Here is a 25,178-nt window from a genome sequence, read left to right as displayed (position 1 = left end):
GGGCAAAGGCCGTGGCGGGCGCGTTCGCGCTGGCGCCGGATGCGAGGGCGCGGCTGGCGGGGCGGACTGTGGTGCTGGTCGATGATGTGCATACCAGCGGCGCGACGTCGGCTGCTTGCGCGAAGCTGCTCAAGCGTGGGGGCGCGGCGAAAGTGATCCTTCTGTGCTGGGCGCGCGTTCTGGGGGAGGAGGCCGATTGACAAGCGGCTGGCGGATCATCACCTCGGAGGCACGATGGCCAAGGTAGAAATCTATACACGGGCGTTTTGCGGCTATTGCGCGCGCGCCATATCGCTGCTCGACAGCAAGGGCGCCGATGTCGAGGAATATGACCTCACCATGGGCGGACCGAAACGCGCCGAGATGATCGAGCGCTCGGGTGGCCGCGCGACCTATCCGCAGATCTTCATCGACGGAAAGCATGTCGGCGGATCGGACGACCTTGCCGCGCTGGAGCGTGAGGGCAAGCTGGACGCGCTGCTGAACGCATGAGCAATCGCGCCGCCCTGCTCCAGATGACCAGCGGGATCGATCCCGCCGCCAATGCCCGCACCATGGTGAAGGCTGTGGAGGATGCGAAGGCGGGCGGCGCGGCGATGCTGTTCACGCCGGAAATGTCGGGACTGCTGGACGGCAACCGCGATCGGGCGGCGGCTGCGCTTCGCCACGAGCATGACGATCCGGTGCTGGCCGCGGTGCGCGAAGCGGCGGCGAAGCATGGATTGTGGGTGCATATCGGCAGCCTCGCCATCCTGCGCGAAGAGGGCAAGCTGGCCAATCGCGGCTTCGTGATCGACGATACCGGCGAGATCCGGGCGCGGTACGACAAGATGCACCTGTTCGATGTCGATCTGCCGACCGGCGAAAGCTGGCGCGAATCGAACAGCTATGCGCCGGGCGAACAGCCGGTGACGGTGCGGACGCCGCTGGGCGTGCTGGGCCTCGCCATCTGTTACGACCTGCGCTTTCCGGACCTGTTTCGCAGTCTCAGCGACGCGGGCGCGACGATCCTGGCGCTGCCCGCCGCGTTCACCCGGCCGACGGGCGCGGCGCACTGGCATGTGCTGCTGCGCGCGCGGGCGATCGAAGCGGCGGCGTTCGTGATCGCGGCGGCGCAGACCGGCGTGCATGAGGACGGCCGCGCCACCTATGGCCATTCGCTGGTTTCCAATCCCTGGGGTGAGCTGGTGCTCGACATGGGCGAGGAGTCCGGGCTGGGCTTTGCCGAGATCGACCAAGGCCGGGTCGAGGATGCCCGCACGCGCGTGCCGGTGCTGAAGCATCGCCGGGCGATCCCCGAGGTCGCGTCGCTGTGATCGTATTCGACCTGAAATGCGGCACCGGCCATGTGTTCGAAGCATGGTTCGGATCGAGCGCGGCCTATGAGGAACAGCGCACAGGTGGCCTGCTGGCCTGCCCGATGTGCGGCCGCGGTGACGTCGAGAAGGCCGTGATGGCGCCGAACGTCGCGGCCAAGGGAAACCAGCGTTCTGCTGCACCAGCCACAGCCGGTGGCGAAGCGCCGCCGCCCGAAGCGATCAAGGCTGCGATGGCGACTCTGGCCGCGGCGCAGGCGAAGATGCTCGAAGGGTCGCAGTGGGTTGGCGGCAGCTTCGCGACGCGGGCGCGGGCGATGCACGACGGCGACGAGCCGCATGCCCCGATCCACGGTCAGGCGACGCGCGAAGAGGCCAAGGAACTGATCGAAGACGGCGTGCCCGTCGCGCCTTTGCCGCTGCCGGTGGTGCCGCCCGAGGCGTGCAACTAGGCCGGTTGCCGCATCCCGCGGGGCGCTTTATGGGATGCGCCGCGTGGTTCCGTAGCTCAGCCGGATAGAGCGCCACTTTCCTAAAGTGGGCGTCGGGGGTTCGAGTCCCTCCGGGACCACCATTTTTCGATCTCGCGCCAGTTCGCTTCGCGAACGCTCCGACAAGGGCGGCCTGACGGCCGGCGCGTGTTCGCGCTTGCGAACCCGTTGGGTTCGGACCTTCTGTCCAAAGCCATTTGCGATGAGCCGCAGCGCCAGACATATCGCGGCAACATCGCCGGGCGAAGTCTTGTGTGTCGGCGCATCCTCCCCCACAGGGCGCCGGCAACCCTCCCCAATCGGTAACGATCTTTTTTGCCGCGCGATGTTGCGCGGGTGGGTGAGGCGTCTATCGTTTCGCGGCTGAAGGGGAGAATTATGCGGCCCAATTCGATCGTCCAGTTCGAGCGCCTGTTTCTGGTGTCGTTCGTGATCAACGTCCTGATCTATGTCCTGACCTGGCATTCTTCGGTCGCGGCGCTGACGGCGCGTGGCGGTATGCCCGGCATGGATGCGGGGACGGTGCTGGCGGTGTTCGTCGGCGTGAACCTGTTGGCGCAGCTGGGCCTTTATTATCTGGTCGCGCGGCGGGCCAGCGTGATCGCGAAGTGGATCCTGTCGGTCTGGTTCGTGGTGGCTGCCACGTCGCTCGCCTATCAGGCCTTCCAGCTCGGGCTGCGCGTCAGCCTGGTTTCGGCGCTGGGCTGGATCGGCTTCCTGATCTTCGCCTGGTCGATCAGCTATCTGTTCAAGCCCGATGCCGAGGCGTGGTTGGGCAAGCGCTGATCAGATCGCGGCGAGGACGCATTCGGCCAGTTCGGGGCGGCAGATGAGCAGATCGGGGATCGAGCTGCTCTCCTTGTTGTAGACGATTTCGCTACCGTCGATCCGCGAGACATGCAGCCCGGCCGCGAGCGCGACCGCGGCGGGTGCGCAATTGTCCCACTGATGCTGGCCGCCCGAGTGGAGATAGATCTCCGCTTCGCCGCGGACTACCGCCATCGCCTTCGCGCCCGCAGAGCCCATGCCGATTGTCTCGGCTGAAATCGTGCCACAGACGCGGGCGCACAGCTCGCTGGGGCGGGTGCGGCTGACCAGCATGCGCGGCGGATTGTGTGCGGGTTTGAGCGGCGGCGGGGCGTCGCTGGAGAGGGTGATGCCCAGGCCGGGCAGGGCGACCGCGCCGATGACGGGTGCCCCGTCGATGGCGAGCGCGACATGGACGGCCCAGTCGTCGCGTCCCTCGCCGAACTCGCGGGTGCCGTCGAGCGGATCGATGATCCACACCCGGCTCTGCGTCAGGCGGCCGAGGTCGTCGGCGGATTCCTCCGACAGGATCGCTTCGCCGGGGCGATCGGCGCGCAGCCGGGCGAGGATCAGGTTGTTGGCCTGAAGATCGCCCGCATTGCAGAGTTCCTTGCCCGAAAGGCCGGACTTCTGGAGCGCGAGCAGCAGCTTGCCGGCTTCGGTGGCGATATCGGCGGCGAGTTCGGCGTCGGTCACAGCACCGGGCTCCACACGCCCATGATCTGCTCGACGATCAGCTCGGCGGCTTCCTCCGGCGACACCTTGGTCGTGTCGATGCGGATCTCCGGGTTCAGCGGCGCCTCATAGGGGCTGGAAATGCCGGTGAAGTTGGCGATCTGGCCGCTGCGCGCCTTCTTGTAGAGGCCCTTCACGTCGCGGCGTTCGGCCTCCTCGAGCGGCGTGTCGATGAATATCTCGAAGAAGTCGCCTTCGGGCAGCATCGCACGGACCAGCTCGCGCTCGGCGCGGAAGGGTGAGATGAAGGCGGTCAGCACGATCAGCCCCGCATCGGTCATCAGCTTCGCGACTTCGCCGACGCGGCGGATATTCTCGATCCGGTCGGCATCGGTGAAGCCCAGATCCTTGTTCAGGCCATGCCGCACATTGTCGCCATCGAGCAGGAAGCTGTGCTTGCCCATCGCGTGCAGCTTTTTCTCGACCAGATTGGCGATGGTCGACTTGCCCGATCCGGAGAGCCCGGTGAACCACAGCAGCCGGGCAAGCTGGTTCTTCTGCCGCGCATGGGCCTCGCGGTTGATCTCGGTCGCCTGCCAATGGACATTCTGGGCGCGACGCAACGAGAAGTTGAGCATGCCGGCGGCGACGGTGGCGTTGGTGATCTTGTCGATCAGGATGAAGCCGCCGAGGCCATGGGAATCGGCGTAAGGCTCGAACACGATGCCGCGGTCGGTATAGACTTCCGCCACGCCGATATCGTTCAGGCTCAGCGTCTTCACGCTCAGCTCGGCCATGGTGTTGATGCAGATGGCGTGGCGCGGCTGCTGAACCGTCGCGCTCACCGTCTGGGTGCCGAGCTTCAGCCAATAGGCGCGGCCGGGCAGCAGATCCTCGCCATCCATCCACACGATGGTCGCCTGGAACTGGTCGGCGACCTGGGGCGGTGCGTCGGCGAGGGCGATCACGTCGCCGCGCGAGCAATCGATCTCGTCGGCAAGGGTGAGCGTGACCGACTGGCCGGCGCCCGCCTCGGGCAGATCGCCGTCGAGGGTGACGATGCGGGTGACGGTGGAGGTCTTGCCCGACGGCAGGACGCGGACCTTGTCGCCGGGCTTCACCGTGCCGCCCGCGATCAGACCGGAAAAGCCGCGGAAGTCGAGGTTCGGGCGGTTCACCCATTGCACCGGCATGCGGAACGGCTTGGCGCGATCTGCGTCGACATCGAGTTCGACCGTCTCGAGATGGTCCATCAGCGCCGGGCCGGAGAACCACGGGGTGTTCTCGCTGAGTGCGGTGATGTTGTCGCCCTTGAAGCCCGAGATCGGGATCGGCGTGAATGCGGTGATGCCGATCGACGCGGCGAACTCGCGATAATCGGCGACGATCTCGTCGAACTTCGCCTGATCGTATCCGACCAGATCCATCTTGTTCACCGCCAGCACGATATGGCGGATGCCGATCAGGTGCGCGAGGTAGCTGTGCCGCCGCGTCTGGGTCAGCACGCCCTTGCGTGCGTCGATCAGGATCACCGCGAGATCGGCGGTCGAGGCGCCGGTGACCATGTTGCGGGTGTACTGCTCGTGGCCGGGCGTGTCGGCGACGATGAACTTGCGTTTCTCGGTCGCGAAGAAGCGATAGGCGACGTCGATCGTGATGCCCTGCTCACGCTCGGCGGCGAGGCCGTCGACGAGGAGAGCGAAGTCGATCTCCTGTCCCTGCGTGCCCACCCGCTTGCTGTCGGATTCCAGCGCGGCGAGCTGATCCTCGAAGATCATCTTGCTGTCGTAGAGCAGGCGGCCGATCAGCGTGGACTTGCCGTCATCGACCGATCCGCAGGTGATGAAGCGGAGCAGCGACTTGTTCTGGTGCTGGTCGAGATAGGCCGAGATGTCGGACGCGATGAGCGCGTCGGGGCGGTAGGAGGAGGTCATCAGAAATACCCCTCCTGCTTCTTCTTCTCCATGCTCGCGGCCTGATCGTGATCGATCGCGCGGCCCTGACGCTCACTCGTCGTGGTCAGCAGCATTTCCTGGATCACATCGCTCAGCGTCGCGGCTTCGCTCTCCACCGCACCGGTCAAAGGGTAGCAGCCGAGCGTACGGAAGCGGATCGAGCGTTCGACCGGCACTTCGCCTTCGCGCAACGGGAAACGGTCGTCGTCGACCATGAGGATCAACCCGTCACGGACCACCGTGGGGCGGGGAGCGGCGAAATAGAGCGGTACGATCTCGATCCCCTCGGCGAGGATATATTGCCAGATATCCAGCTCGGTCCAGTTCGAGATCGGGAAGACGCGGATGCTCTCGCCCTTGGCCTTGCGCGCATTGTAGAGGTTCCACAGCTCGGGACGCTGGTTCTTCGGGTCCCAGCGATGGTTCGCGCTGCGGAAGCTGAACACGCGTTCCTTGGCGCGGCTCTTCTCCTCGTCGCGGCGTGCGCCGCCGAACGCGGCATCGAAGCCATATTTGTCGAGCGCCTGCTTCAGCCCCTCGGTCTTCCACATATCGGTGTGGAGGCCGCCATGGTCGAACGGATTGATGCCGCGTTCCATCGCTTCGGGATTGTGGTGGACCAGCAGGTCCATGCCCGCATCCTTCGCCGCCTTGTCGCGCAGTTCGTACATCGCGCGGAACTTCCACGTCGTATCGACATGGAGCAGCGGGAAGGGCGGCGGCGAGGGGTAGAAGGCCTTTTTGGCGAGATGGAGCATCACCGCCGAATCCTTGCCCACCGAGTAAAGCATCACGGGCTTTTCGGCCTCCGCGACGACTTCGCGCAGGATGTGGATCGATTCGGCTTCGAGGCGTTGGAGATGGGTCAGCGACATTGCGGGTCAGGTAATGTCACATGCTCGCCAACCGCACGCGTTTTTTGTTGAGCGCGGAACAGTCAGCCTATCGGACGACCTATTTGCCGTAATGCTCGCGATACCAGCGGACGAATGCGAACACGCCCTCGCGCACGGTGGTGCCCGGAACATAGCCGGTCAGCCCCTTGAGCAGCGACGGATCGGCATTGGTGGCGGGCACGTCGCCGGCCTGCATGTCCATCATGTTGAGGCGGGCCTTCATGCCCAGCGCCTCTTCCATCGTCTCGATGAACTCCATCAGCGGGGTCGGCTGGCCGCCCGCGATGTTGACCACGCGATAGGGCGCGACGGGGGACAGGCTGTCGACGCCCGCCACGCGGTTGCTCTCATTGGGCACCACGTCGGCAAGGCGGGTGATCGCCTCGACCAGATCGGAGACATAGGTGAAGTCGCGCGCCATCTTGCCATGGCCGTACACGTCGATCGGCTCGCCCTTCAGCGTGGCGGAGACGAATTTGAACAACGCCATGTCCGGCCGGCCATAGGGGCCATAGACGGTGAAGAAGCGGAACGCCGTGGTCGGCACGCCGAACAGGTGGGAATAGCTGTGGGCCATCCCCTCCATGCTCTTCTTGGTGGCGGCATAGAGGCTCATCTGCGTGTCGGTGCGCTGGTTCTCGCCGAACGGCATGTCCTCGTTCGCACCATAGACCGACGAGGTGGAGGCCAGCATCAGATGCCTGGGCTGGATGCGGCGGGCCAGTTCCAGCACGTTGAACGAGCCGGTCAGGTTGCTGTCGATATAGGTGCGCGGCGCTTCGATCGAATAACGCACGCCAGCCTGCGCGGCGAGATGGATGATGATGTCGGGCTCGGCCAGATCGGCGGCACGGTCGAGCGCAGAGGCGTCCTCCAGCATGCCCTTCACGAAGCGGAAGCTCTCGCTCTCCGAAAGCTTGGCGATGCGCGCTTCCTTCAGGCGGACGTCGTAATAGTCGGTCACGCCGTCGAAGCCGGTGACCTGATGACCGTCGGCAAGCAGCCGCGTCGCGAGGTGGAAGCCGATGAACCCGGCGGTGCCCGTGATCAGAAAGCGCATGGATCCATCCCTATCCCGGCGGCGAGACCGCAACCCGTATCACGCCGAATAGATGCTGCAATTGCGAAGGGTCAACCTCAGCGCAGTTCGGGAAGCCGGTTTCCCGTCATGAATTCGGGCCGCGGCGACTGGCCGGCGACCTTCATGCGCGCGATCCGGGCGATCTCGGCCGTGATCAGTTCGATGCGGTCGCGCGGGGACTGGTGGGTCGGCGCGTCGAGGAAGCCGAGCGGGTTCCATTTGCCGAAGCGTTCCCAGAAGGTGACGATCGCCTGCGGATCATAGCCGGCGCGATCCATCAGGTAGACGCTCAGCCGGTCGGCCTCGATCTCGGTCTGGCGGACCAGCCGGGCGCTGCGGCCGAACTGGCCGAGCATGCCGCGGCGGATTCCCTTGGCGTCGAGCCGCTCGCGGTGGCGCAGGATATTGTGCGCCATTTCGTGCGCGATCACCGCGGCGATCTGTTCCTCGGTGCCGGCAAAACCCATCATCCCGGTGGTGATCTCGACATAGGTGCCGTCTGCGCGCGAACGGGCGGACGGGTTGATCGCGGTCTGGAAGCGGCTGGCGCAGCCGAGCGGCGCGAGGATGCGAAGCGTCATCGCCCGGGAGTCACGGCGGATTTCGAGATCGAGCGTCCGGTCGGCCGCGGCATCGTCGATCAGCCCGAGCAGCACGCTCATCCGGTCATAGGATTTGCGGGCGCCGGGCGGAGCGGCGGGCAGGGGCCTGCCGTCGATCTTCACGATCGCATCGTCGGTGCGTAGGCCAGCGGCCGCGGCTGGGCTGGCCGGGGCGATGGTGAGGATCAGCGGCGCGTCTGTGAAGCCGAAGGTGGTGCGTGCTTCGTCCTGCTGGCTGCCCGCATATTGGGAAAGATCGTGGATGGTGAAGCCTGGAAGGGGCACCTGCCGATCGCAAAGATCGCCGCCATGTGTCGCGAGGCGGTAACCGATGCCGGTCAGGATCTGATCGAAATGCTGTTGCGCGCGGAGTCCCTCGGGTTCGGCTGCCGTTGCGAGAGAATCGGTTGCGGTTGCGAGAAATATCGCGGCGAGAAGCAGGGGATAGCGTCTCAAAATAACCCACATTGGGGTGGAGTACGCGTTGCAAGGAGGGGCGGCAAGGCGGTACGGCGCACGGCCAGACCATTGGGCGGCCGTCACTTTTTTGCCGCGCTGCAAAATATTTTTAACGAAAAGCGTGTTTAGGTTGACCGGAAGCGGCCAATATGGAATTGTCCATGGCGTGCAGTAATGCGGTTCAGGGAGTAGACAATATGGGGATTGTACGTAGCAGCGTCGCCGCTTTGGGCGCTATCGCACTGATTTCCGCTTCGGCAGCGGGCGCCGCTGTCCGTCCGTCGGACTCCTTGGTCTCGGCTTCGGCTGCAGCAAAGATGGCGCCGGTTCAGGGCCGCCAGGGTGCTGCGCTCGAGAACGCCAACGAAATCAGCCCCGCGCTGCTGATCCTGATCCTGCTGGGCCTGGCCGGCGCTGGCTTCGCGCTGGAGCAGGTGCTCAACGAAAGCCCGTAAGCTTCGCAGCCTGAGTTTCAAAAGGGGCCGCGCTTGTACCGCAAGCGCGGCCCCTTTTCGTTTTTCCGCTGGTGATCCGGTCACTTGCGTTGCATGACCTGCCGCTGTTGAGGGGGGCGACGTGGACGAGGGCGAACTGAATCGGCCGGGGGCAACCCCTGGCGAAGCACGGCTGGCGCCACTGGGCCTGATGCAGCCGACCGTCCTTTTACCGCTTCTTCTGCTGCTCGCCGCGTTCCTGTTCGGTGGGGCTGCTGCGGGTCAGCCGTTGCGCGATCTTGCTGTCGGTGTCGTGGCTCTGGTCGTGCTGGCCGCGGTGGCCGCGGGCTGGATCGGAAGATCCTTCTCGCCGAGCGCGCGATGGCCGCTGATTCTGATCGGTGCGCTGGCGCTGCTGTTCGTGGTGCAGCTGGTGCCGTTGCCGTTCGGCATGTGGTCGTCGCTCGCGGGCCGCGGGCTTTCGGCGAATGTGCTCGATCTGATCGGTGCGCCGCATGCCGCGCGCCCGCTGTCGGTCGATCCCGAACTGACGGTGCTTGCCGCGCTGGCCGTCATTCCGGGCGTGGCAATGGCAGTCGCAGTGATGCGCATGGGCGCACGCCAACGGCTTGTGCTGGTATGGGCCTGTGTCGCGCTGGCGCTGGCCAGCCTTGTGTTCGGTGTGCTGCAGGCCAGTTTCGGCGCGCAGGCGGGTACGATCACTCTGTATCGACAGGCGCATACCGGCCTGCCCATCGGCGTGTTCGCCAATGCCAATCATCAGGCCGACCTGCTGGTGATCGGTTTCGTCTTTGCCGGTATCTTCGCGCCGCCGATCCGCAGCGCCATTGCTGAGCGACGGCTGGATCGCTCGGCCTGGCTCTATGGGGTGATGTTTGCCTTTGCTGCCGGGGTGGTCGCATGCGGATCGCGTTCGGGCATCGCGCTGATCGGGCTGGGGCTTCTCGCCATCGTGGTGCGCGAACGGCTGGCCGGGCATATCCGCACCATCGTGTTCGGCGGGATCGGGCTGGTTGGTGCGCTGGCGCTACTGGTGGCGTTCAATCCGATCTTCGCGCGCGCCTTTGCCGACTTCTCGAACGCCGATGACGGGCGATTCCACTTCTGGCCGAACGTACTCTACGCGATCGGCGAATTTGGCTGGACGGGCACCGGCGCGGGTAGCTTCGACGGCGTTTACCGCTCGGTCGAGACGCTCGACACATTGTCGGAGCGGTTCCTCAATCACGCACATAACGACTATCTCGAGATCCTGCTGGAAATGGGCATCCCCGGCGCGCTGCTGCTCGTGGCGTTCCTGGTGGTCATGACGATCCGGGTGATCCGCCGTCCCATGGCCGGGATCGAGGGCCGGCTGGCCTATGCCGGGCTGACCTGTGCGGGATTGGTGCTGCTCCACTCGATGGCTGATTACCCGCTGCGCACGCCATTGCTGAGCGTGGTGTTCGGCCTGTGCTGCGCGTTGCTGGTCGATCCACCGGCAAGCGGGGAGAAACCGCGGATCGCGGGCGCATGGGGCTGGGCGCGTATCGCCGGGGTGCTGATCGGAACCGGCTGGCTGGGTTATGTGACCATCGCCTATGGGCTGACCGCTTCGGCGCTGGAGGTCGGGGATGCGAAGACCGCGCTGCGGATCCGCCCGCATTCGGCGGAGGCGCTGTCGATCGCATCGGCGCAGGCGCTGGCCCGCAACGATACCAAGGCTGCGGAAAGCTATGCCCGCGCATCGCTGATGATCACCCCGCGCGACGTGCGTGCGTTGCGCGTGCTGGGCATCGCGGCGGTCGCCACCCGGCGGCAGGATCTGGGCAGCCAGTTGATGCTGCGTGCCGGTGCGCTGGGCTGGCGCGACGAGATCACCCAAGTCTGGCTGATCCGCGCGGCGCTGGCGGACAATAATTACACCACCGCGGCACAGCGCATCGACGCGATGCTGCGCAGCCGCCAGCTGTTCGAGGACATGTTGCGGCTGGCGCACGATATCGCGCGTGTGCCGGAAGCGCGCAACGAGCTGATCGCCCGGCTGGTGGACGAACCGGGTTGGCGGCGCGAATTCTTCCGCGATATCCAGTTTATCGCGCCGGAATCCGAAACCAGCCATCTGCTGCTGATCGAGGGACTGATCCAGCGCGAAGGCGGCGCGCGGCGCAGCGAAGTGGCACCGTTCATCGATCATCTCGTCAAGAAGGGCCAGTTCGGCGCGGCACGCCGCCTGTGGCTCGCCTCGCGCGGCGCCGCTGCCGAACCGCTGGCGCCGGGGATCGTCGATGGCGACTTTAAGGAGGACCCGCTGGCCGACGACCAGCAGCCGCGTTACCCGTTCGAATGGCGGTTCGAGGCGGGCAATGGCGGCAATGCGGTGCAGGGTGCCGCACCCCTGCTGGTCGGCGAGGATGCGATGTTCGTGCAGGCCAGCGCCCCCAATATCCGGCTGGCACGCCAGCTGGTGCAGGTGTCTCCGGGCGCCCGTCAGTTGCGCTATGATGCGCTGGAAACCGAAAATGGCTCGCCGGATCAGTTCCGCTGGCGTATCATCTGCGCCGGCGGTGCCGAATTGAAGCTGGGGCTTGCGCGACGCGAGGCGAGCGGCCAGCGGCGGACATCGATCCAGGATTTCGTCGTTCCGGCGAACTGTCCCGCCCTGTACGTAGAGCTTCATTCGCGTGCGACCACCGGCAATCCGGCCGAGGCGTGGTTCGATCATATCGCCGTCCAGTGACGGTGATGCGGTCTGTTTGTGGGACAAGAATCTGCTGCAGTGCAGTATACCTGCCTTGTTGCTGAAACATGCAACGTTACAATAAGGGCAGGGGAAAACGATTCGATGCGGCGGGGGAAGTAATGAACGCCGAATTGCGGATACCGATTACGGACAGCGATTCTGCGGTGATCGCGGCGGGAAAGCGGCGCGTTTCACGACGTTCCGTGCGCATCCGTCTGCATCTTGCGCTGGTGGCGCTGGATATCCTCGCCATCTTCGGCAGCCTGTTGTTCGCGTCGGTCGTCTATCCGGTGGGTGCGGATGAATCTGTCACGATCGCTCTGGCGCTGATTCCGATCTACGTCCTCAGCGCGTTCGGATCGCGCTCCTATTCGACCGAAGCGATTGCCAACGCGCCGCTTGGCGTGACCCGGAGCCTTCAGTCGCTGGCGGTGGCAACCGCGGCAGTGATCTTCATCGCCTTCTACCTGAAGGCCAGCGCCGATATTTCGCGCGCGATCTTCGCGATCGGCTTTGTCGGAAGCGTCGCCACCTTGGCCGCCGGCCGCTACTTCTTCGCCAAGCGCGCACGCGCGGTGCTGGGCGAAAGCCCGTTCATGATCGTACTGATCTCCGATGGCACGGTCAGCGTGCCGCCCGAGGAATATTCGGCGATCCTGCCTGCCGCGAGTTTCGATCCGGAGTCGGACGATCCCCAGATGTACGATCGCCTGGCGCGCGCACTACGCACCGCGGATCGCGTCGTGGTCGGCTGTGCGCCCGAACATCGGCTGGCCTGGGCGCATGCGCTGAAGGGATCGAATGTCCAGGCCGAAATCCTCGCGCCCGAGCTGCATTCGATCAAGCCGATGACCGTCGCGCGCTTTGCCGGCACGCCCACGCTGGTGGTGTCGCGCGGGCCGCTGAACCTACCCAGCCGCATGCTGAAGCGCGGGTTCGACATCGCGGTGGCCGGTATCTCGCTGTTCCTGATCATCCCGGTGTTCCTGATCGCGGCGCTGCTGATCAAGCTGGAAAGCCCCGGGCCGGTCTTCTTCGTGCAGATCCGTATCGGCCGCGCGAACGAGCTGTTCCGCATGTTCAAGTTCCGCAGCATGCGCAACGACCTGACCGATCACAATGCCAGCCAGCTGACCGCGCGCAGCGATCCCCGCGTGACGCGCGTCGGCAAGTGGCTGCGCAAGACCAGCATCGACGAGCTGCCCCAGCTGATCAACGTGCTGAAGGGCGAGATGAGCATTGTCGGCCCGCGCCCGCATGCGCTGGGCGCGCGGGCAGCGGACAAGCTCTATTGGGAAGTCGATGGCCGTTACTGGCATCGTCATGCCGCCAAGCCGGGCCTGACCGGGCTGGCGCAGGTGCGCGGCTATCGCGGCAATACCGAGGAAGAGCATGATCTGACCAACCGGCTCCAGTCGGACCTCGAATATCTCGAGCGCTGGTCGCTGTGGAAGGACATGATGATCATCCTGATGACCTTCCGCGTGCTGCTCCACAAGAACGCGTTCTGATCCGCTAGCTCAGGCGGCAGCGGCCTTCGCCGGGGCAAGCACTTCTGCATAGATTGACAGCAATCCGCTCAGGTGCCGGGCCATGTCGGGCGGCTCGCGCCAGAATTCGTCATAGCCGGTGCGGCCCATGCGGTGGACCAGATCGTCGTCCTCCAGCAATCCCAGCACCCGCGCGAGATCGTCGACGCTGCCATTTTCGAACACCAACCCGGTTTCGCGGTTGCGGACCGCGCTGGCGGGAGCGGTGCCGGAGCTGACCACGACGGGAACGCCGTTCGCCAGCGCCTCGGGCACGACCATCCCCTGCGTCTCGCGCCAGGTGGCGGGCAGGACGACCGCGCGCGCCGACCGCAGCCGTGCGGTGACGCCCGCACGGTCCAGCCACCCGGTCACGGTCGCCTGCGGGCAGCGCGCCAGCACTTCGTCCGCCAGTTCGCCTTCGCCGACAAAGACCGGGGCGAGACCGCGCCGCGCTGCCGCTTCGGCAAGGATCAGCGTGCCCTTCTCGCGCGAAAGGCGGCCGATGAAGAGGATATCGGCATTCGCCGCAGGATCGGCGGGACCAAGATCGGTGGCGTCGATCGGATTGGGCAGCACCGTCAGCGGACTCCCCTTGGGCAGCAGCGGGCGATAGATATCGGCGGCATAGGCCGTGACCGAAATCAGCCGGTCGACGATGCGCGGCGCGCGCGCGACCTGCTCCAGCGACAATTGCCGCGCGATCCGCCACAATTTGTGCAGGCGGCTGCGAGAATCGCAATTCTGCGTCAGGCACGCGGCCGACATCGGCCGGAGCATGCAGGGCTTGCCCGTCGGGAAATCGTGCAGCCCGGCATTGGGGCAGACAAAGCCGTAATCGTGCAGCGTCGCGACGATCGGGACCCCGGCGCGTTCGGCCGCGGCGAAGATGCTGGGGGACAGGCCCTTGCTCCAGCTATGGACATGCACGACCGTGCCGGGCCGGGGCAGGCTGTTCAACAGATCGGTGAGCCCGCGCGCCGATCCTCGGTTCCACAGCGCGCGGAACGCCGCCTTGCCGCGCACGCTCTCGTCGCCGATCTCCGAAGTCTCGACCAGCACGGTGCGCACACCCGCTGCATCGAGTTCGCCCCACACCGCGCTTCCGCCCGCAAACACCGTCACCGCCACGCCGGCGCGAGCCAGCGCGACCGCAGACTGGAGCGCCACCGCCGATGCGCCGCCCTTGGGCACCGCGCGATCGTTGACGATCACGACATGTTTCAGACTTGCCGGGATGGACGCCGATGGACTCGTCTGCATGCGGAAAGCGGCCTTTGGCGACGAGTTGGACCTTTGTGGGAGCCGGAACCCGCCACTTTGTCCGGATATCGCGCGAGATCATTCTTCCGCAATGCAAAAAGCACTTGTGCGGTGCGGTGCCGGAAGGGCATTCGTGGCAGGACGGGTCGGGCGGACCGGTCAGGGGCGTTAGCAGGGGAGCGGGGATCAAATGGCTGCCGGGCGACGCAGGATACTTTTCGCCTGCACCACCGCATTCACCATGGCGACGCTGTACCGTGGGCTGTTCCCCTATCTGGAACGCCATGGCTGGGAAATCGAGATCGCGATCGGCGGCGGTGACCTGTCGGGCTTCAATCCCGCCGATTTCGGCGATCCGGTGATCCACCAGCTAACGATCGAACGCGAGCTTTCGCCGATCAAGGACATTGGCGGGCTGGCCTCGTTCGTGAAGCTGCTGTCCTCGCGCCGTTACGACGTGATCCATGTCTCCACGCCCAAGGCGAGCCTGCTGGGATCGATCGCCGCGTTCCTGACGCGCAACGGGCCGGTGGTGTTCGTCTATCGCCGCCGTGTCTATGAACTGATGAGCGGCGTGAAGCAGCGGCTCTACATCAATGTCGACAAGGTGATCGCCGCGCTTTCGAAAAAGGTCGTGCCGATCAGCCGCGAACTGGGCGAGCAGCTGGTTGGCGACGGCGTGTGCAAGCGTGAGAAGCTCCACTTCATCGGCAGCGGATCGAGCAACGGCATCAATGTCGATCGCTTCGCCCCCGGTGCCGAAGCCGAGGGCGCCGCGGCGCTGCGTGCCGAACTGGGTATTCCCGCCGATGCGCCGGTGCTGCTGTTCGTCGGACGGATCATCGGCGAGAAGGGTGTGGACCTGCTCCCCGAAGTCCATGCCCGCGTAAAGGCGCAGATCCCGGGCGCGCATCTGGTGCTGGTCGGCCCCGAGGACGATCGCGACCCGGTGAACCCGGAGACGCTCGATTATTTCGCCAATGCGCCACAGGTCCACTGGCTCGGCTACCGCAGCGATCCGCGCACCGCCTATGCACTGGGCGACCTGTTCGTATTCCCCTCCTATTTCGAAGGCTTCGGCAACGTGCTGCTCGAAGCTGCGGCGATGGAAATCCCCTCGGTCGCGTTCGACGTATCGGGCGTCCGCGAAGCGGTGGCCGACGGCGTGAGCGGCACGTTGGTCACCTCGGGCGACGCGGCAGGCATGGCGGACGCGAGCATCGCCATCCTGAGCGACCCGGCGTTGCGTGATCGCATGGCAAAAGCCGGCCGCGAACGCGTGGTGCGCGAATATGCGAGCGCGGTGGTGCATGAGGAGATCCGCAAATTGCTGGAGGCGATTGCGGAGCGCGGGCGGTGATGACGGGTACGACCGGGGGATCGGATCAGACGATGGAACAGGCGAGTAATTCCAGCCGGGACAAGCTGTACAACGTACAGATATTGCGGTTTGTGGCTGCGCTGTTCGTGCTGGTCGGCCACATCTTCCTGGGGTTCGAACGCGGCTATGTGAAGTCCGAGCCGGTGGAATTCATCATCCCGGTGATCTGGGAATCCGGGGTCGACATCTTCTTCATTATCAGCGGCTTCATCATGTACTATGTCGGGCGCGACGCGTTCGGCAAATCGGGCGGAGCAGCGGACTTCATTCGGCGAAGGTTAATCCGCATCCTGCCGCTATACTGGTTCTTCACGACCCTGATGCTGCTTTCGATCCTGTTCTTCACTGGCGCCGTGAACAAGTCGTCGCTCGATGTCGTCCACGTTATCTGCTCGTACCTTTTCATCCCCTGGTATCACCCCGATGGTGGCTGGACGCCCCTTCTGGGACCGGGCTGGACGCTGAATTACGAGATGTTCTTCTATGTGATCTTTTCGATCGGCCTGCTGTTTGCGCGCCGTACCGGCCTGATCCTGATCGCATCCATCTTCTTCGGCCTTGTCCTGCTGGGCGAGTTGTTCGACCTTCCACTCGTCATGCTGTCATTCTGGACACAGCCGATCATTCTTGAGTTCGTGTTCGGGGTGGGGCTGGCGATCGCCTACCTGCAAGGGGTTCGGCTCAGCACTTGGCAGCGGCTCGCTTTGATCGTGCTGGGGTTCATCCTTGGTGGCTCTGCCGCGGTGCATGACTTCCCATTCCACACGCGCGTGTTGTGGGGAGGAATTCCATCGCTGTTGATCGCAGCCGGCGTCGTATTGGGATCCGATTTTCCGGAGATGCGCGTCAGAGGCTGGCTCGTTCTTGGTGGAGATGCCTCCTATTCGCTCTATCTCTCGCATCTGTTCACGTTGAAGGTGCTCAGTATCGTCTGGAACAAGATCGGCATCGTATCTTCGTCAGGCTATGTCGTCGTCGCATTGGTGGTGTCGGTCGCGGTGTCGGTGCTTGCCTATCGCTATATCGAGCAACCGCTGCTGGAGTTGGCGAAACGGTGGATCATGCCACGCAAGGTTGCTCCGGTCGCGCAGCGGGCATGAGTCCGCGCTTGCGCCGCAAACCGTTCGCTCGCAGGACCTCTGCGTGATGGCCACCTTTCGAATCCGGACCGTGCAATGAAAGAAGTTTCGCTTTCGGGCGAGGAGGTTCGCACACGTGCCGCGCGCGGGGCGATGAGCGTATTCACGCGCCATGCTCTGGTCCGGCTGATGGCATTCGGCGGCACGCTGGTGCTGGCGCGGATGATCGATCCGCATACTTTCGGCGTGTTTGCGCTGGCACAGTTCGTGTTGCTGCTGGCCAATGGCATCGCGGTAGGTGGCGTGACCACGGCGCTGACCCGGCGGCGCGAGACGGTGACCCCGCTTGAGTACAAGACTGCCCATTCGATCCAGTTGGCGGTCGCGGTGGTCATATTTGCGGCCGTCGCTGCGGCGACGCCGTTGCTGGCGCTGGCTTATGACCTGACGGCAAGTGAGGCGTTGGCTTTTCCTGCATTGGGATCTGCGGTTTTTCTGCTGGCCTCGCGTTCGATCCCGACCGCTGCACTCCAGCGTGGGCTACGGCATGATCTGGTCGCGGTGTCCGAGGTCGCGGAATATGTAACCTATGTCGCTGTCTCTATAGGATTGGCGCTTGCCGGCCTCGGTCTGTGGGCGCTCGTGATCGCTACGCTCCTACGATATTCCGTGGCGACGGTGCTGCTCTATCGCGCGGCCCACGCCTGGCCCGCAGTCGCATTCGATCGTCCGATCGCGCGAACCATCGTGCGCGAGACATTGCCACAGCAAGCTGCGATCCTGCTCGGGCTGGCGCAGCGTGGGATCAATACCACCGTCGTGGCTGCCGTGTTCAATCCGGCTGCGGCTGGCCTGGTCGGCATGGCGCTGACGCTGCTCGATTCACTGGTGCTACAGCCCTTGGCGCTGCTCGCGAACATCCAGTTCCGGCTGCTCGCGCGCGTTCAAGATGATGCCGACCAGTTCCGCAAGCTGCTCGGCCAGAGCTTCTTCGTCTCGTCGGTCGTGTGCATGCCGATCCTGATCGCGGCGATCATCCTGTTTCCGTTGTTCGTGACGATCCTGTTTCCGCCGGCGTGGTATGAAACCTCGTATCTGGTGCAGGTCCTGTCGATCAGCTCCTTCTGCTACCTTGTGGGAATGCCTTCACATCAGGCACTTAAGGCGCTCGGTGATGCGGGCTCGCTCATCATCTGCTACATCCTCAGCCTCGTCGCACAGCTGGTGATATTGTTGGGGGTGAGCGGGCGGTTTGGCCTGCAGGGCTTTGCGGTGGCCAATATCATAGGGACGATGATCCAGATGGTCTTCGGTCTTGTTCGGCTCAGGATGATCACCGGACGATTTCCTCCCCTCGCGCCGTTCGCAGGTGTGGCTTTGGCAGCTGCAATTGCGACTACGGTTGGTCTTGGCGCCGCGGCGCTTGTTTCCGGCACTGCCGGCGTGGTCGCTGGCGTCCTTTTTGGCGGGCTGGGCTATTTGGTGGCCTTGTTCGTTACTTCGGCGGGTCAGATGGCCACGATCCTTGGTTTGGCGAGCGAATCCCTGCCTGCGCGGCTAGCGAAGCTCCGGGGAATGATAGATGCGCTAGGGGGCATTGCTGATCGTTGCCATGTCCTGAAGAAGCGCGTGTTGCGGGATGGGCGTTGGTAGGGCGCGATTCCGGACGCCTCCGCGCAACGGCAGGCTGGGAACCACGGAGCCCGTCGCGATCACATTTCGTGACGCAGCTTTATTACCGATGACCATGCCGACACCGAGCCCGGATATCGTCCCCAGTTCAGGATGTCCATCGAATCGGTCGGTAATAACTGCCAGCAATTGCTGGACGCCTTCGCAATCGCAGCATATCTAAGTTTTCACGAAGCGATTGCTGTTCGGTAAGTAGAGGGGGTTGGCGTGCCGATCGGCTATGTCATTGGCCGCTTTCCGTGGCGTTCGGAGACGTTCGTCTCGCGTGAAGTCGCCGGGTTGCAGGCGCTGGGCGAGGATATTCGTATCTATTCGTTCGAGCGGCCGGGGCCCGACGAAGTCGCGCTGCTGACCCCGCAGGCACGCGAACTGATGGCGCAGACGCGTTATATCGAGCGGGGCGAGGCGGTGCGTGCGCTGGTCAGCCCCGCCGGTATCCGCGTGTTCATCGATGCGATGAAGACCATGCGCGAGGCTGCTGCCGGGCGGCGGCTGTGGCTGCTCGCGGCGCGCGCGGCGGCGGTGGCGCAGCTGGCGAAGCGTGACGGGGTGACGCAGCTTCACGCGCATTGGCCCTATGCGACCATCGCTGCGCATCTGGCTGCGCGGGCGATGGACGTGCCCTATTCGGTGAGCGTCCACGCGCACGAGGTTGCGCATGAGAGCGATCATTTCGCGGCCTGCTTCCCCGAACTCAGCTTTGCCAGCTTCTGCAACGGCGCGGCGATGGAGCATCTGCTCGCCAAGCTGCCGCCCGAGGCGCGGAGCAAGACGCACCTGATCTATCACGGCGTCGATACCAACCAGTTCATGCCCGGCCCCGAAGCCGGACCGCCGCCGCCCGTCCGGCTGCTCTCCGCAGGGCGGATCACCCCGACCAAGGGGTTCGACCGGCTGGTGCGGGCCTGTGCGCTGGCGAAGGACCGCGGCATCGCCAACGAACTGACCATCCTGGGGCAGGGTACCGGCACCGAGGAACTGCGCAAGCTGGCCGAGGACCTCGGCTTCGGTGCGCACCTGCATATGCCGGGCTGGGTCCCGCACGATGCGATGCCGGGGCATATCGCGGCGAACCATGCCTTCTGCCTGCTGGCCAATACCGATTTCAGCGATGGTCTGCCCAATGTGGTGCTCGAGGCGATGGCGGCAGCGCGTGTCGCGATTATCTCGCCGCTGCCGGCCGCTCGCGAGGCGATCACCCATGGGGTGAACGGCTATATCCTCGATGGGGTCGACGACATGGAGGGCTTTGTCGCGGCGATCGCTGGGCTGCAGGCGCACCCGGAAGCCGCGCGCGACATGGGGCTGGCGGCACGCGAAGCGGTGGTGAGCCTGCATGATGCCGACACCCACCTCCTGCGCATGCGCGATCTGTTGCGGGGAGGGAGCAATGGCTGATCCGCTGGCCACCGCCATTCGCCGGGAGGGCGAGCCGACCCTGGCCGCCGTCGCCATCTCGCGCGACGAGATCGTCGATATCAAGGGGTTCGTCGAGCATCTGCGCGGCTGGATCGACGAGATCGTGATCGTCGACGACGGATCGACCGACGGGACGCTGGAATATCTGGCCGATTGCGGGTTTCCGGTGACCGTGCTGCACCGGCGGATCGAGCCGGAAGGCGGGTTCGCCGCGCAGCGCAATTTCGGGCTGGACGCGGCAAAGTCCGACTGGCTGGTCCATATGGACATCGACGAGCGGATCACGCCCGAACTGGCGGCGGAGATGCGCACGGCGATCCGCGATACCGGCAAAAACGGCTTCAAATATCGCCGGTTGAACTATTTCCTGCATCGCCCCTTCGCCGCGGGCGGATGGCAGCATTGGAACGAGCCTCAGCTCGGGCGCGCCGGCGCGCATCGCTTCGTCCGGCCGATCCACGAGAAGGTCGAGGTCGATGGCGGCGACGCGGCCACCGGCCAGCTGAACGCGATGATGCTGCACCTGAACGACGACAGCTTCGGCGAGCGATTGCGCAAGAATGCCGGCTATTCCGAGCGGACGGCGCGCGAGATCCTGGCCACGGGCAAGCGGATCCGCGCCTGGCACCTGATCGTCATGCCCCTGAAGCGCGCGCTCTCCGCCTATCTGTGGCAGGGTGCCTGGCGCGAGGGCGTTCGCGGGCTGATCTTCGCCATCTATACCTTTGGCGGCACCTTCAACTGGTACGCCTGCGCCTGGGACGAACAGAACCGCATCGGACGGGCGACGCTGGAAGCGGATTTGGCGAAAAGCTGGAGCAATCGGGATGAGCGCAATGGATAACCATGCCGAGGGAGTCCAGGTCGGCGAGGGCTTCTACGACTTCGAAACCTATATGACGCGCGAGCGCTGGCAGAGCTATTGGTACCAGCTCCGCGCGGTGATGAAGTACAAGCCCAAGACCGTGCTCGAGATTGGCTGCGGCACCGGCGCCACCACACAGATGCTGCGGCGGATGGGGATCGAGGTGACGACCTTCGATTTCGACGCCAGCCTCAATCCCGATATCAGCGGCGACGTACGCGAGCTGGAGAAGCTGGCGGGCACCGGCGCCTATGATCTGGTCTGCGCATTCCAGGTGCTCGAGCATATCCCGTACAGCGATTTCGAGCAGACCCTGGCCCAGCTTGGCCGCGTGGCGCGCGAGCATGTCGTCATCTCGCTGCCGCACTGGGGTTATCCGGTCGAGCTGCGCGGTCAGTTCTTCAAGAAGCGCTTCTCGCTGTCGTTCGCACGCAAGCTTACCCGGCCGATGGAGTGGAAGTTCGACGGCCAGCATCATTGGGAACTGGGCACCAACGGCCATTCGCTGGCGCAGGTCCGCGCGGCGGTGGCCGGGCAGTTGCCGATCCTCGCCGAATATTTCTGTCCCGATTACAGCTACCATTACTTCTTCGAGTTGGACGCGCATGGCTGAGCGCGGTCCGCTCAATGGCCTGCGGATCGTCTGGCTCCAGTCGCCGCCCTGGGATGGGCTGTGGACGCGCCAGAACCATTTCTCGCGCCGTTTCGCGGCCGAGGGCGCCGAGATCCTTTATGTCGAGAATCCGGTGTCGTTCGGGCGGCGGATCAAGGAAGGACCCGGCGCGCTGAAGGCGAGCGTACGCCGCGATGTGGAGCCCGGGCTGCACGTCATGTCGCTGCCGATCCAGATCCCCGGCTCGCCGAAATCGGGCCTGATCGGCCGGATCAACGGCACGCGCTTTGCGGGTGCGGTGAACAAGTGGATGCGGCGCGAGGGATGGAGCAATCCGCTCTATTGGTGCCGCCTGCCGATCTCGGTCGAAGCGCTGGACCGGTTGCCGCCCGGCCCGGCGATCTACGACGTGACCGACGATTATGCCCATTATGCCGGCGCCGAAGGCGAGCGCGCGCTGACGATCGCGCGCGAAGACCGGCTGGTGCGTCGCGCCGGACAGATCTTCACCACCACGCAGCCGTTGGCCGATCGGCTCGGTGCGATCAATCCAAACGTCATGGTGGTCCCCAACGGCGTCGACCCCAGCTTCTTCGCCCCCGCGCCCGAAGGCGAGAGCGACCCGTTGCCGCAGGTCGCGCGCCCACGGATCGGGCATATCGGGCTGGTCGCCAGCTGGATGGACCTCGATCTGCTGGCGAAGATCGCCGCGCGCTGGCCGGGGCAGGTCGTATCGATCGGCCCGGTCAAGCCCGAGGTGCAGGCCGGCTACGAGAGCATCCCCGGGCTGGTGCGGCTGCCGCCGGTGCACAATCTGGAACTGCCGCGCTACCTGCGCGCGCTGGACGTGTGCATCCAGCCGCATCTGGCGCTGGAGGTCCGCCACCGGGCCGATCCGCTCAAGATCGTGGAATATATGGCTGCGGGCAAACCGATCGTCTCGACTTCGCTGCGCAACCTCGAGCCGTTGCGCGATGTGGTCGAACTTGCGGGGGACCATGACCAGTTCCTGGCCGCGATCGAGCGGAGCCTTGCTGCGGACGACGCCGCTGCGGACGCAGAGCGGGTTGCGCGGGCGCGAGAGCGGTCTTGGGATGATTTGTATGTGCGGGTTCGTGGGAAGGTCCCCGCTCTCACTTTGGCTGGAGCAGGTTCGTGACGCCTGCATATAGCGAGATGCGGGGGAGCGAAATGGTTGCACCGGCGACCGCAGGGAATAGTGTCATCACCGCCTTGGTAGGCCCGGAAAGAGTCTCGCGATGAATCTCACGATCCCGGAAATGGCCTTGTTCTTCTTCGCCATCCTGCTTGCGCGCTTCGGCGCCGGCAGGGCTGGATTGTTTCTGCTGTGGCCGATCCTGGTCCTGATCTTTCCGACAGCGCGCCTGTTTTTCGGATTTCCACTTTATCTCTACGACTTCATCGTAGCGTTGATGTTGTTCGAATATCGACGCGAGTATTTTTCGTTACGATGGGGAGGGGGGCGGACACCTTGGCACTATGTCTTCTTCGTGCTCATCGTGGTTAGCGGCATTGCGTGGCCGCTGGTGGCAATGCCGGTGAACGTGCAGACGATATGGGTCGCCGCACATGCTTTGCTGACATTCTCGACCATTGGTCTCGTCGCGCTCGTGTTCGCGGATTCAAACAAGGTGCGTGAGCGAAAATATCTTGGATACGGACTCATCGCCTGCGTTGTGGCGCTCGGGGTCATCGGCCTGTTGCAGTTTGGCTCGCCTGCCAGCGCTGGCCGGGTCGCGCAGTTCTTTTATCGCGATTTCGGCGCCGATGCGTTCCTGAACAGCAAATTCTACGCACAGATCGCGGCACAGCGTGCGGCGGGACCATATGGCTCGCCCAATATTCTGGGGGTCGTCGCGGTGATCGCCGCAATCGCAGTGACATTGCTAGTTAGGTCGCGGGTCTTGATACTGATCACGTTCGGAGCGGCATCGATCGCCATCCTGTCATCCGTGTCGCGCCAAGCGATGATCGGGGCGATCGTTGCGGCGGTTGCTTATTTTATCCTCTCGCGAGGGAGGTCGCGATTGAACGCCAGCGTCGTCGCCATCGCTGCAGCGCCATTGCTAGTCGTCGCGTTTCTCGCGTCCGATTATTCCACGACCGTTCTGGAGCGCTTTAGCCGCTGGGACCAGGGAATCCAACAGGATGACAATTTCACCGCTCGCTATGTGGACGGGCCTGCGCGACTGGCAGAGACGATCGGGAGATATCCTAGCATCCTGCTGCTGGGCACCGGACCCGATATCGGCAAGCTAGCGAGCAGCGGCGTGCCGACCGACGGGCGTGAATATGGCTTCGTGTCGATCAGCTATGTGCTGTTCTTGTTTCAATATGGCGTGATTGGTCTGATCGCCGGTATCGCGATGCACATTCAGGGCTGGCGAAACCTCAGATACGTGCCCGTGTCGGTGCGCGCTCGCCTCGCGGCTATGCTGGCGGCAGTATATGCTTTCTATCTGGCCGACAACGCGCCGAATGTCAGTGAATCGGTGACCATGCTCTGCCTGCTACCGATCGGCATCGGGGCTGGATGCGCGTTGCAGGCGCTGCAAGCGAGGCGAGTGGCTTCGGCAGCCCAGCCCTTCGTGCCGCGCTCCGGATCTACGCAAGCCGTGCCTGCGCTACGCTGATGCGCGTCGCCTATCATTCGGATTCCTTCGCGAAGAAGGCGCGGTTCGGCCTTGCGCGATACTCCCATTCGCTGCGCGACGAGTTGGTAGAACAGGGCATCGAGACTATCCCCTTCTCGACCCAGAGCGATTTCGGGGACGCGCCTCCCGACTGGCTGCGATCGGCGGGCTTCAGGCACCTGAAGATGCCGCGCAAGCTACTGGCGCCGGCGTGGACTCTACTCGGTCTTCCACGTGTCGAATGGATGCTGACGTCGTTCGATGTCCTTCATTCGATCGACGTCGATTACCGTGCGCCGACCGCGAAGCCATGGGTCGTGACGGTTCACGATCTTGGTCCGCTGACGCATCCGGACTTCTTTTCCAGTGCAGTGCCCTGGCTGTTACGGGCTTATGTGCGCCAGATGGCCGCGCGTGCGGATCGTATCCTGTGCGTGTCACAATCGACGGCGGACGAGGTGGCATCGCTCGCCGGTGTGCCGCTGGGAGATCGATTGGTTGTGGTCGAAGAGGGTGTCGAAGCCCGTTTCTTCGATGCGCCCCCGATCGAGGATTTGCATGCGTCCGAAGCGATCATCGCAGCGGGAACACCCTTCCTCCTGTTCACAGGCTCAATGAACCCGCGCAAGAATGTCCGCAGGGTTCTCCAGGCTTATCTTCGCATATCGCCGAAGATTGCTCAGGATCTGGTGCTTGTCGGTGCGCTGGGATGGGATTCGGAGGAATTGAGCGCGGAACTGGATGCCGCGCGGTTGACCGGCAGAGTGCACGCACCCGGCTATGTCAGCGATGAGATGCTTCGCGCGCTGCTGTGGCGCGCCGATGCCTATCTCTACCCCTCACTCTATGAGGGGTTCGGACTCCCGATCCTCGAAGCGATGGCCTCGGGATGTCCGGTTATAACGGCGACCAACTCGTCGATGCCTGAAGTTGCGGGGGATGCCGCTATTCTGGTCGACGCCGTCGACGTCGAGGCAATTTCGGACGCGATCCTCAAGGTGACGGAGAATCGGGAATTTGCGGCAAATCTTCGCGCCAGCGGGTTGGCGCGCGCCAGGCAATTTAGCTGGCGGGAGACCGCAGAACGTACCGCGAAAATCTATCACGAACTCGGTTGACCGGCCATCTGATCGCCGTTTCGGCACTGGAATGCGTTTGAACCGGTGAATCTTCGCCGCAGTGCAGCAAACCCCTTGTCCTGCATTGCTGCTCCGGTTAGCTTCG

23 protein-coding genes and 1 tRNA gene are annotated in these 25,178 nt (G+C 64.4%); 18 read left to right on the top strand and 6 right to left on the bottom strand.

Translation table 11 applies throughout. The annotated features are described in order from the left end of the window. The 6 genes from P1X14_RS04195 to P1X14_RS04170 form a co-directional block, all read left to right on the top strand. Positions 1–200, top strand: a 200-nt coding sequence (locus P1X14_RS04195; RefSeq protein ID WP_277314060.1) for a phosphoribosyltransferase family protein, incomplete at its 5' end; no start/stop codon positions are given. A gap of 34 nt (positions 201–234) precedes the next feature. After that, positions 235–492, top strand: a complete 258-nt coding sequence (gene grxC / locus P1X14_RS04190; protein WP_277314059.1) for a glutaredoxin 3 — start codon at positions 235–237, stop codon at positions 490–492. Next, on the top strand, positions 489–1,316 hold the full coding sequence (locus tag P1X14_RS04185; protein WP_277314058.1) for a carbon-nitrogen hydrolase family protein: 828 nt from the start codon (positions 489–491) through the stop codon (positions 1,314–1,316). Before grxC ends, P1X14_RS04185 begins: the two co-directional genes overlap by 4 nt. After that, positions 1,313–1,768, top strand: a complete 456-nt coding sequence (locus P1X14_RS04180; protein ID WP_277314057.1) for a DUF1178 family protein — start codon at positions 1,313–1,315, stop codon at positions 1,766–1,768. Before P1X14_RS04185 ends, P1X14_RS04180 begins: the two co-directional genes overlap by 4 nt. Before the next feature lie 45 nt (positions 1,769–1,813). Next, positions 1,814–1,890 (top strand) — tRNA-Arg (locus P1X14_RS04175). A gap of 295 nt (positions 1,891–2,185) precedes the next feature. Further along, a complete protein-coding gene (locus P1X14_RS04170) occupies positions 2,186–2,593 on the top strand; it encodes a hypothetical protein (protein ID WP_277314056.1) in 408 nt (135 codons plus the stop codon). Here the strand turns inward: P1X14_RS04170 and P1X14_RS04165 are convergent, their stop codons facing one another. From P1X14_RS04165 to P1X14_RS04145, 5 genes are all read right to left on the bottom strand, one after another. Beyond that, positions 2,594–3,310, bottom strand: a complete 717-nt coding sequence (locus P1X14_RS04165) for a 3'(2'),5'-bisphosphate nucleotidase CysQ (RefSeq protein WP_277314055.1) — start codon at positions 3,308–3,310, stop codon at positions 2,594–2,596. Further along, a complete protein-coding gene (gene cysN / locus P1X14_RS04160) occupies positions 3,307–5,223 on the bottom strand; it encodes a sulfate adenylyltransferase subunit CysN (RefSeq protein WP_277314054.1) in 1,917 nt (638 codons plus the stop codon). The genes P1X14_RS04165 and cysN overlap by 4 nt, the downstream gene beginning before the upstream one ends. Then, positions 5,223–6,119: a sulfate adenylyltransferase subunit CysD gene (cysD, locus tag P1X14_RS04155; RefSeq protein ID WP_277314053.1), complete on the bottom strand. Its 897-nt coding sequence runs from the start codon at positions 6,117–6,119 to the stop codon at positions 5,223–5,225. The genes cysN and cysD overlap by 1 nt, the downstream gene beginning before the upstream one ends. 79 nt (positions 6,120–6,198) lie before the next feature. Further along, positions 6,199–7,200, bottom strand: a complete 1,002-nt coding sequence (locus tag P1X14_RS04150) for an NAD-dependent epimerase (protein WP_277314052.1) — start codon at positions 7,198–7,200, stop codon at positions 6,199–6,201. Positions 7,201–7,277: 77 nt separating this feature from the next. After that, entirely contained in the window at positions 7,278–8,279 is a 1,002-nt protein-coding gene (locus tag P1X14_RS04145; protein ID WP_277314051.1) for a M48 family metallopeptidase, read from the bottom strand. 200 nt (positions 8,280–8,479) lie between these two features. Here P1X14_RS04145 and P1X14_RS04140 point away from each other — a divergent pair, with 200 nt between their 5' ends. The 3 genes from P1X14_RS04140 (at position 8,480) to P1X14_RS04130 (ending at position 12,970) form a co-directional block, all read left to right on the top strand. After that, complete coding sequence (locus P1X14_RS04140; protein WP_277314050.1) at positions 8,480–8,737, top strand: hypothetical protein; 258 nt, start codon at positions 8,480–8,482, stop codon at positions 8,735–8,737. A gap of 121 nt (positions 8,738–8,858) precedes the next feature. Next, entirely contained in the window at positions 8,859–11,456 is a 2,598-nt protein-coding gene (locus P1X14_RS04135; RefSeq protein ID WP_277314049.1) for an O-antigen ligase, read from the top strand. A gap of 206 nt (positions 11,457–11,662) precedes the next feature. Next, positions 11,663–12,970, top strand: coding sequence for an exopolysaccharide biosynthesis polyprenyl glycosylphosphotransferase (locus tag P1X14_RS04130; RefSeq protein ID WP_277314048.1), 1,308 nt, complete (start codon positions 11,663–11,665; stop codon positions 12,968–12,970). 9 nt (positions 12,971–12,979) lie between these two features. Here P1X14_RS04130 and P1X14_RS04125 read toward each other — a convergent pair whose 3' ends face one another. Continuing rightward, positions 12,980–14,251 (bottom strand): glycosyltransferase family 4 protein, encoded by a 1,272-nt coding sequence (locus tag P1X14_RS04125; protein WP_277314047.1) that lies wholly within the window; start codon positions 14,249–14,251, stop codon positions 12,980–12,982. Between the two features lie 190 nt (positions 14,252–14,441). Here P1X14_RS04125 and P1X14_RS04120 point away from each other — a divergent pair, with 190 nt between their 5' ends. The 9 genes from P1X14_RS04120 (at position 14,442) to P1X14_RS04080 (ending at position 25,072) form a co-directional block, all read left to right on the top strand. Then, the gene (locus tag P1X14_RS04120; RefSeq protein ID WP_277314046.1) at positions 14,442–15,611 is read left to right on the top strand and encodes a glycosyltransferase family 4 protein; all 1,170 of its coding nucleotides are present in this window, start codon (positions 14,442–14,444) and stop codon (positions 15,609–15,611) included. Next, positions 15,611–16,732, top strand: coding sequence for an acyltransferase (locus tag P1X14_RS04115; protein ID WP_277314045.1), 1,122 nt, complete (start codon positions 15,611–15,613; stop codon positions 16,730–16,732). Before P1X14_RS04120 ends, P1X14_RS04115 begins: the two co-directional genes overlap by 1 nt. Before the next feature lie 75 nt (positions 16,733–16,807). Continuing rightward, positions 16,808–18,364, top strand: a complete 1,557-nt coding sequence (locus P1X14_RS04110) for an oligosaccharide flippase family protein (protein WP_277314044.1) — start codon at positions 16,808–16,810, stop codon at positions 18,362–18,364. A 246-nt stretch (positions 18,365–18,610) separates the two neighbouring features. Continuing rightward, positions 18,611–19,801 (top strand): glycosyltransferase family 4 protein, encoded by a 1,191-nt coding sequence (locus tag P1X14_RS04105; protein ID WP_277314043.1) that lies wholly within the window; start codon positions 18,611–18,613, stop codon positions 19,799–19,801. Next, positions 19,794–20,666 carry a glycosyltransferase family 2 protein gene (locus P1X14_RS04100; RefSeq protein ID WP_277314042.1) on the top strand — a complete coding sequence of 291 codons (873 nt, stop codon included), beginning with the start codon at positions 19,794–19,796 and terminating at the stop codon, positions 20,664–20,666. The genes P1X14_RS04105 and P1X14_RS04100 overlap by 8 nt, the downstream gene beginning before the upstream one ends. Next, positions 20,650–21,300, top strand: coding sequence for a class I SAM-dependent methyltransferase (locus P1X14_RS04095; RefSeq protein ID WP_277314041.1), 651 nt, complete (start codon positions 20,650–20,652; stop codon positions 21,298–21,300). Before P1X14_RS04100 ends, P1X14_RS04095 begins: the two co-directional genes overlap by 17 nt. Further along, positions 21,293–22,459 (top strand): glycosyltransferase, encoded by a 1,167-nt coding sequence (locus P1X14_RS04090; protein ID WP_277314040.1) that lies wholly within the window; start codon positions 21,293–21,295, stop codon positions 22,457–22,459. Before P1X14_RS04095 ends, P1X14_RS04090 begins: the two co-directional genes overlap by 8 nt. Before the next feature lie 100 nt (positions 22,460–22,559). Continuing rightward, positions 22,560–23,954 (top strand): hypothetical protein, encoded by a 1,395-nt coding sequence (locus tag P1X14_RS04085; protein ID WP_277314039.1) that lies wholly within the window; start codon positions 22,560–22,562, stop codon positions 23,952–23,954. Then, the gene (locus tag P1X14_RS04080; protein WP_277314038.1) at positions 23,954–25,072 is read left to right on the top strand and encodes a glycosyltransferase family 1 protein; all 1,119 of its coding nucleotides are present in this window, start codon (positions 23,954–23,956) and stop codon (positions 25,070–25,072) included. The genes P1X14_RS04085 and P1X14_RS04080 overlap by 1 nt, the downstream gene beginning before the upstream one ends. The last annotated feature ends 106 nt before the right edge of the window (positions 25,073–25,178 follow it).

The sequence above is a fragment of the Sphingomonas sp. AOB5 genome, assembly GCF_029433115.1.
GTDB lineage: Bacteria > Pseudomonadota > Alphaproteobacteria > Sphingomonadales > Sphingomonadaceae > Sphingomonas.
This window is presented reverse-complemented; position numbering and strand designations above follow the sequence as displayed.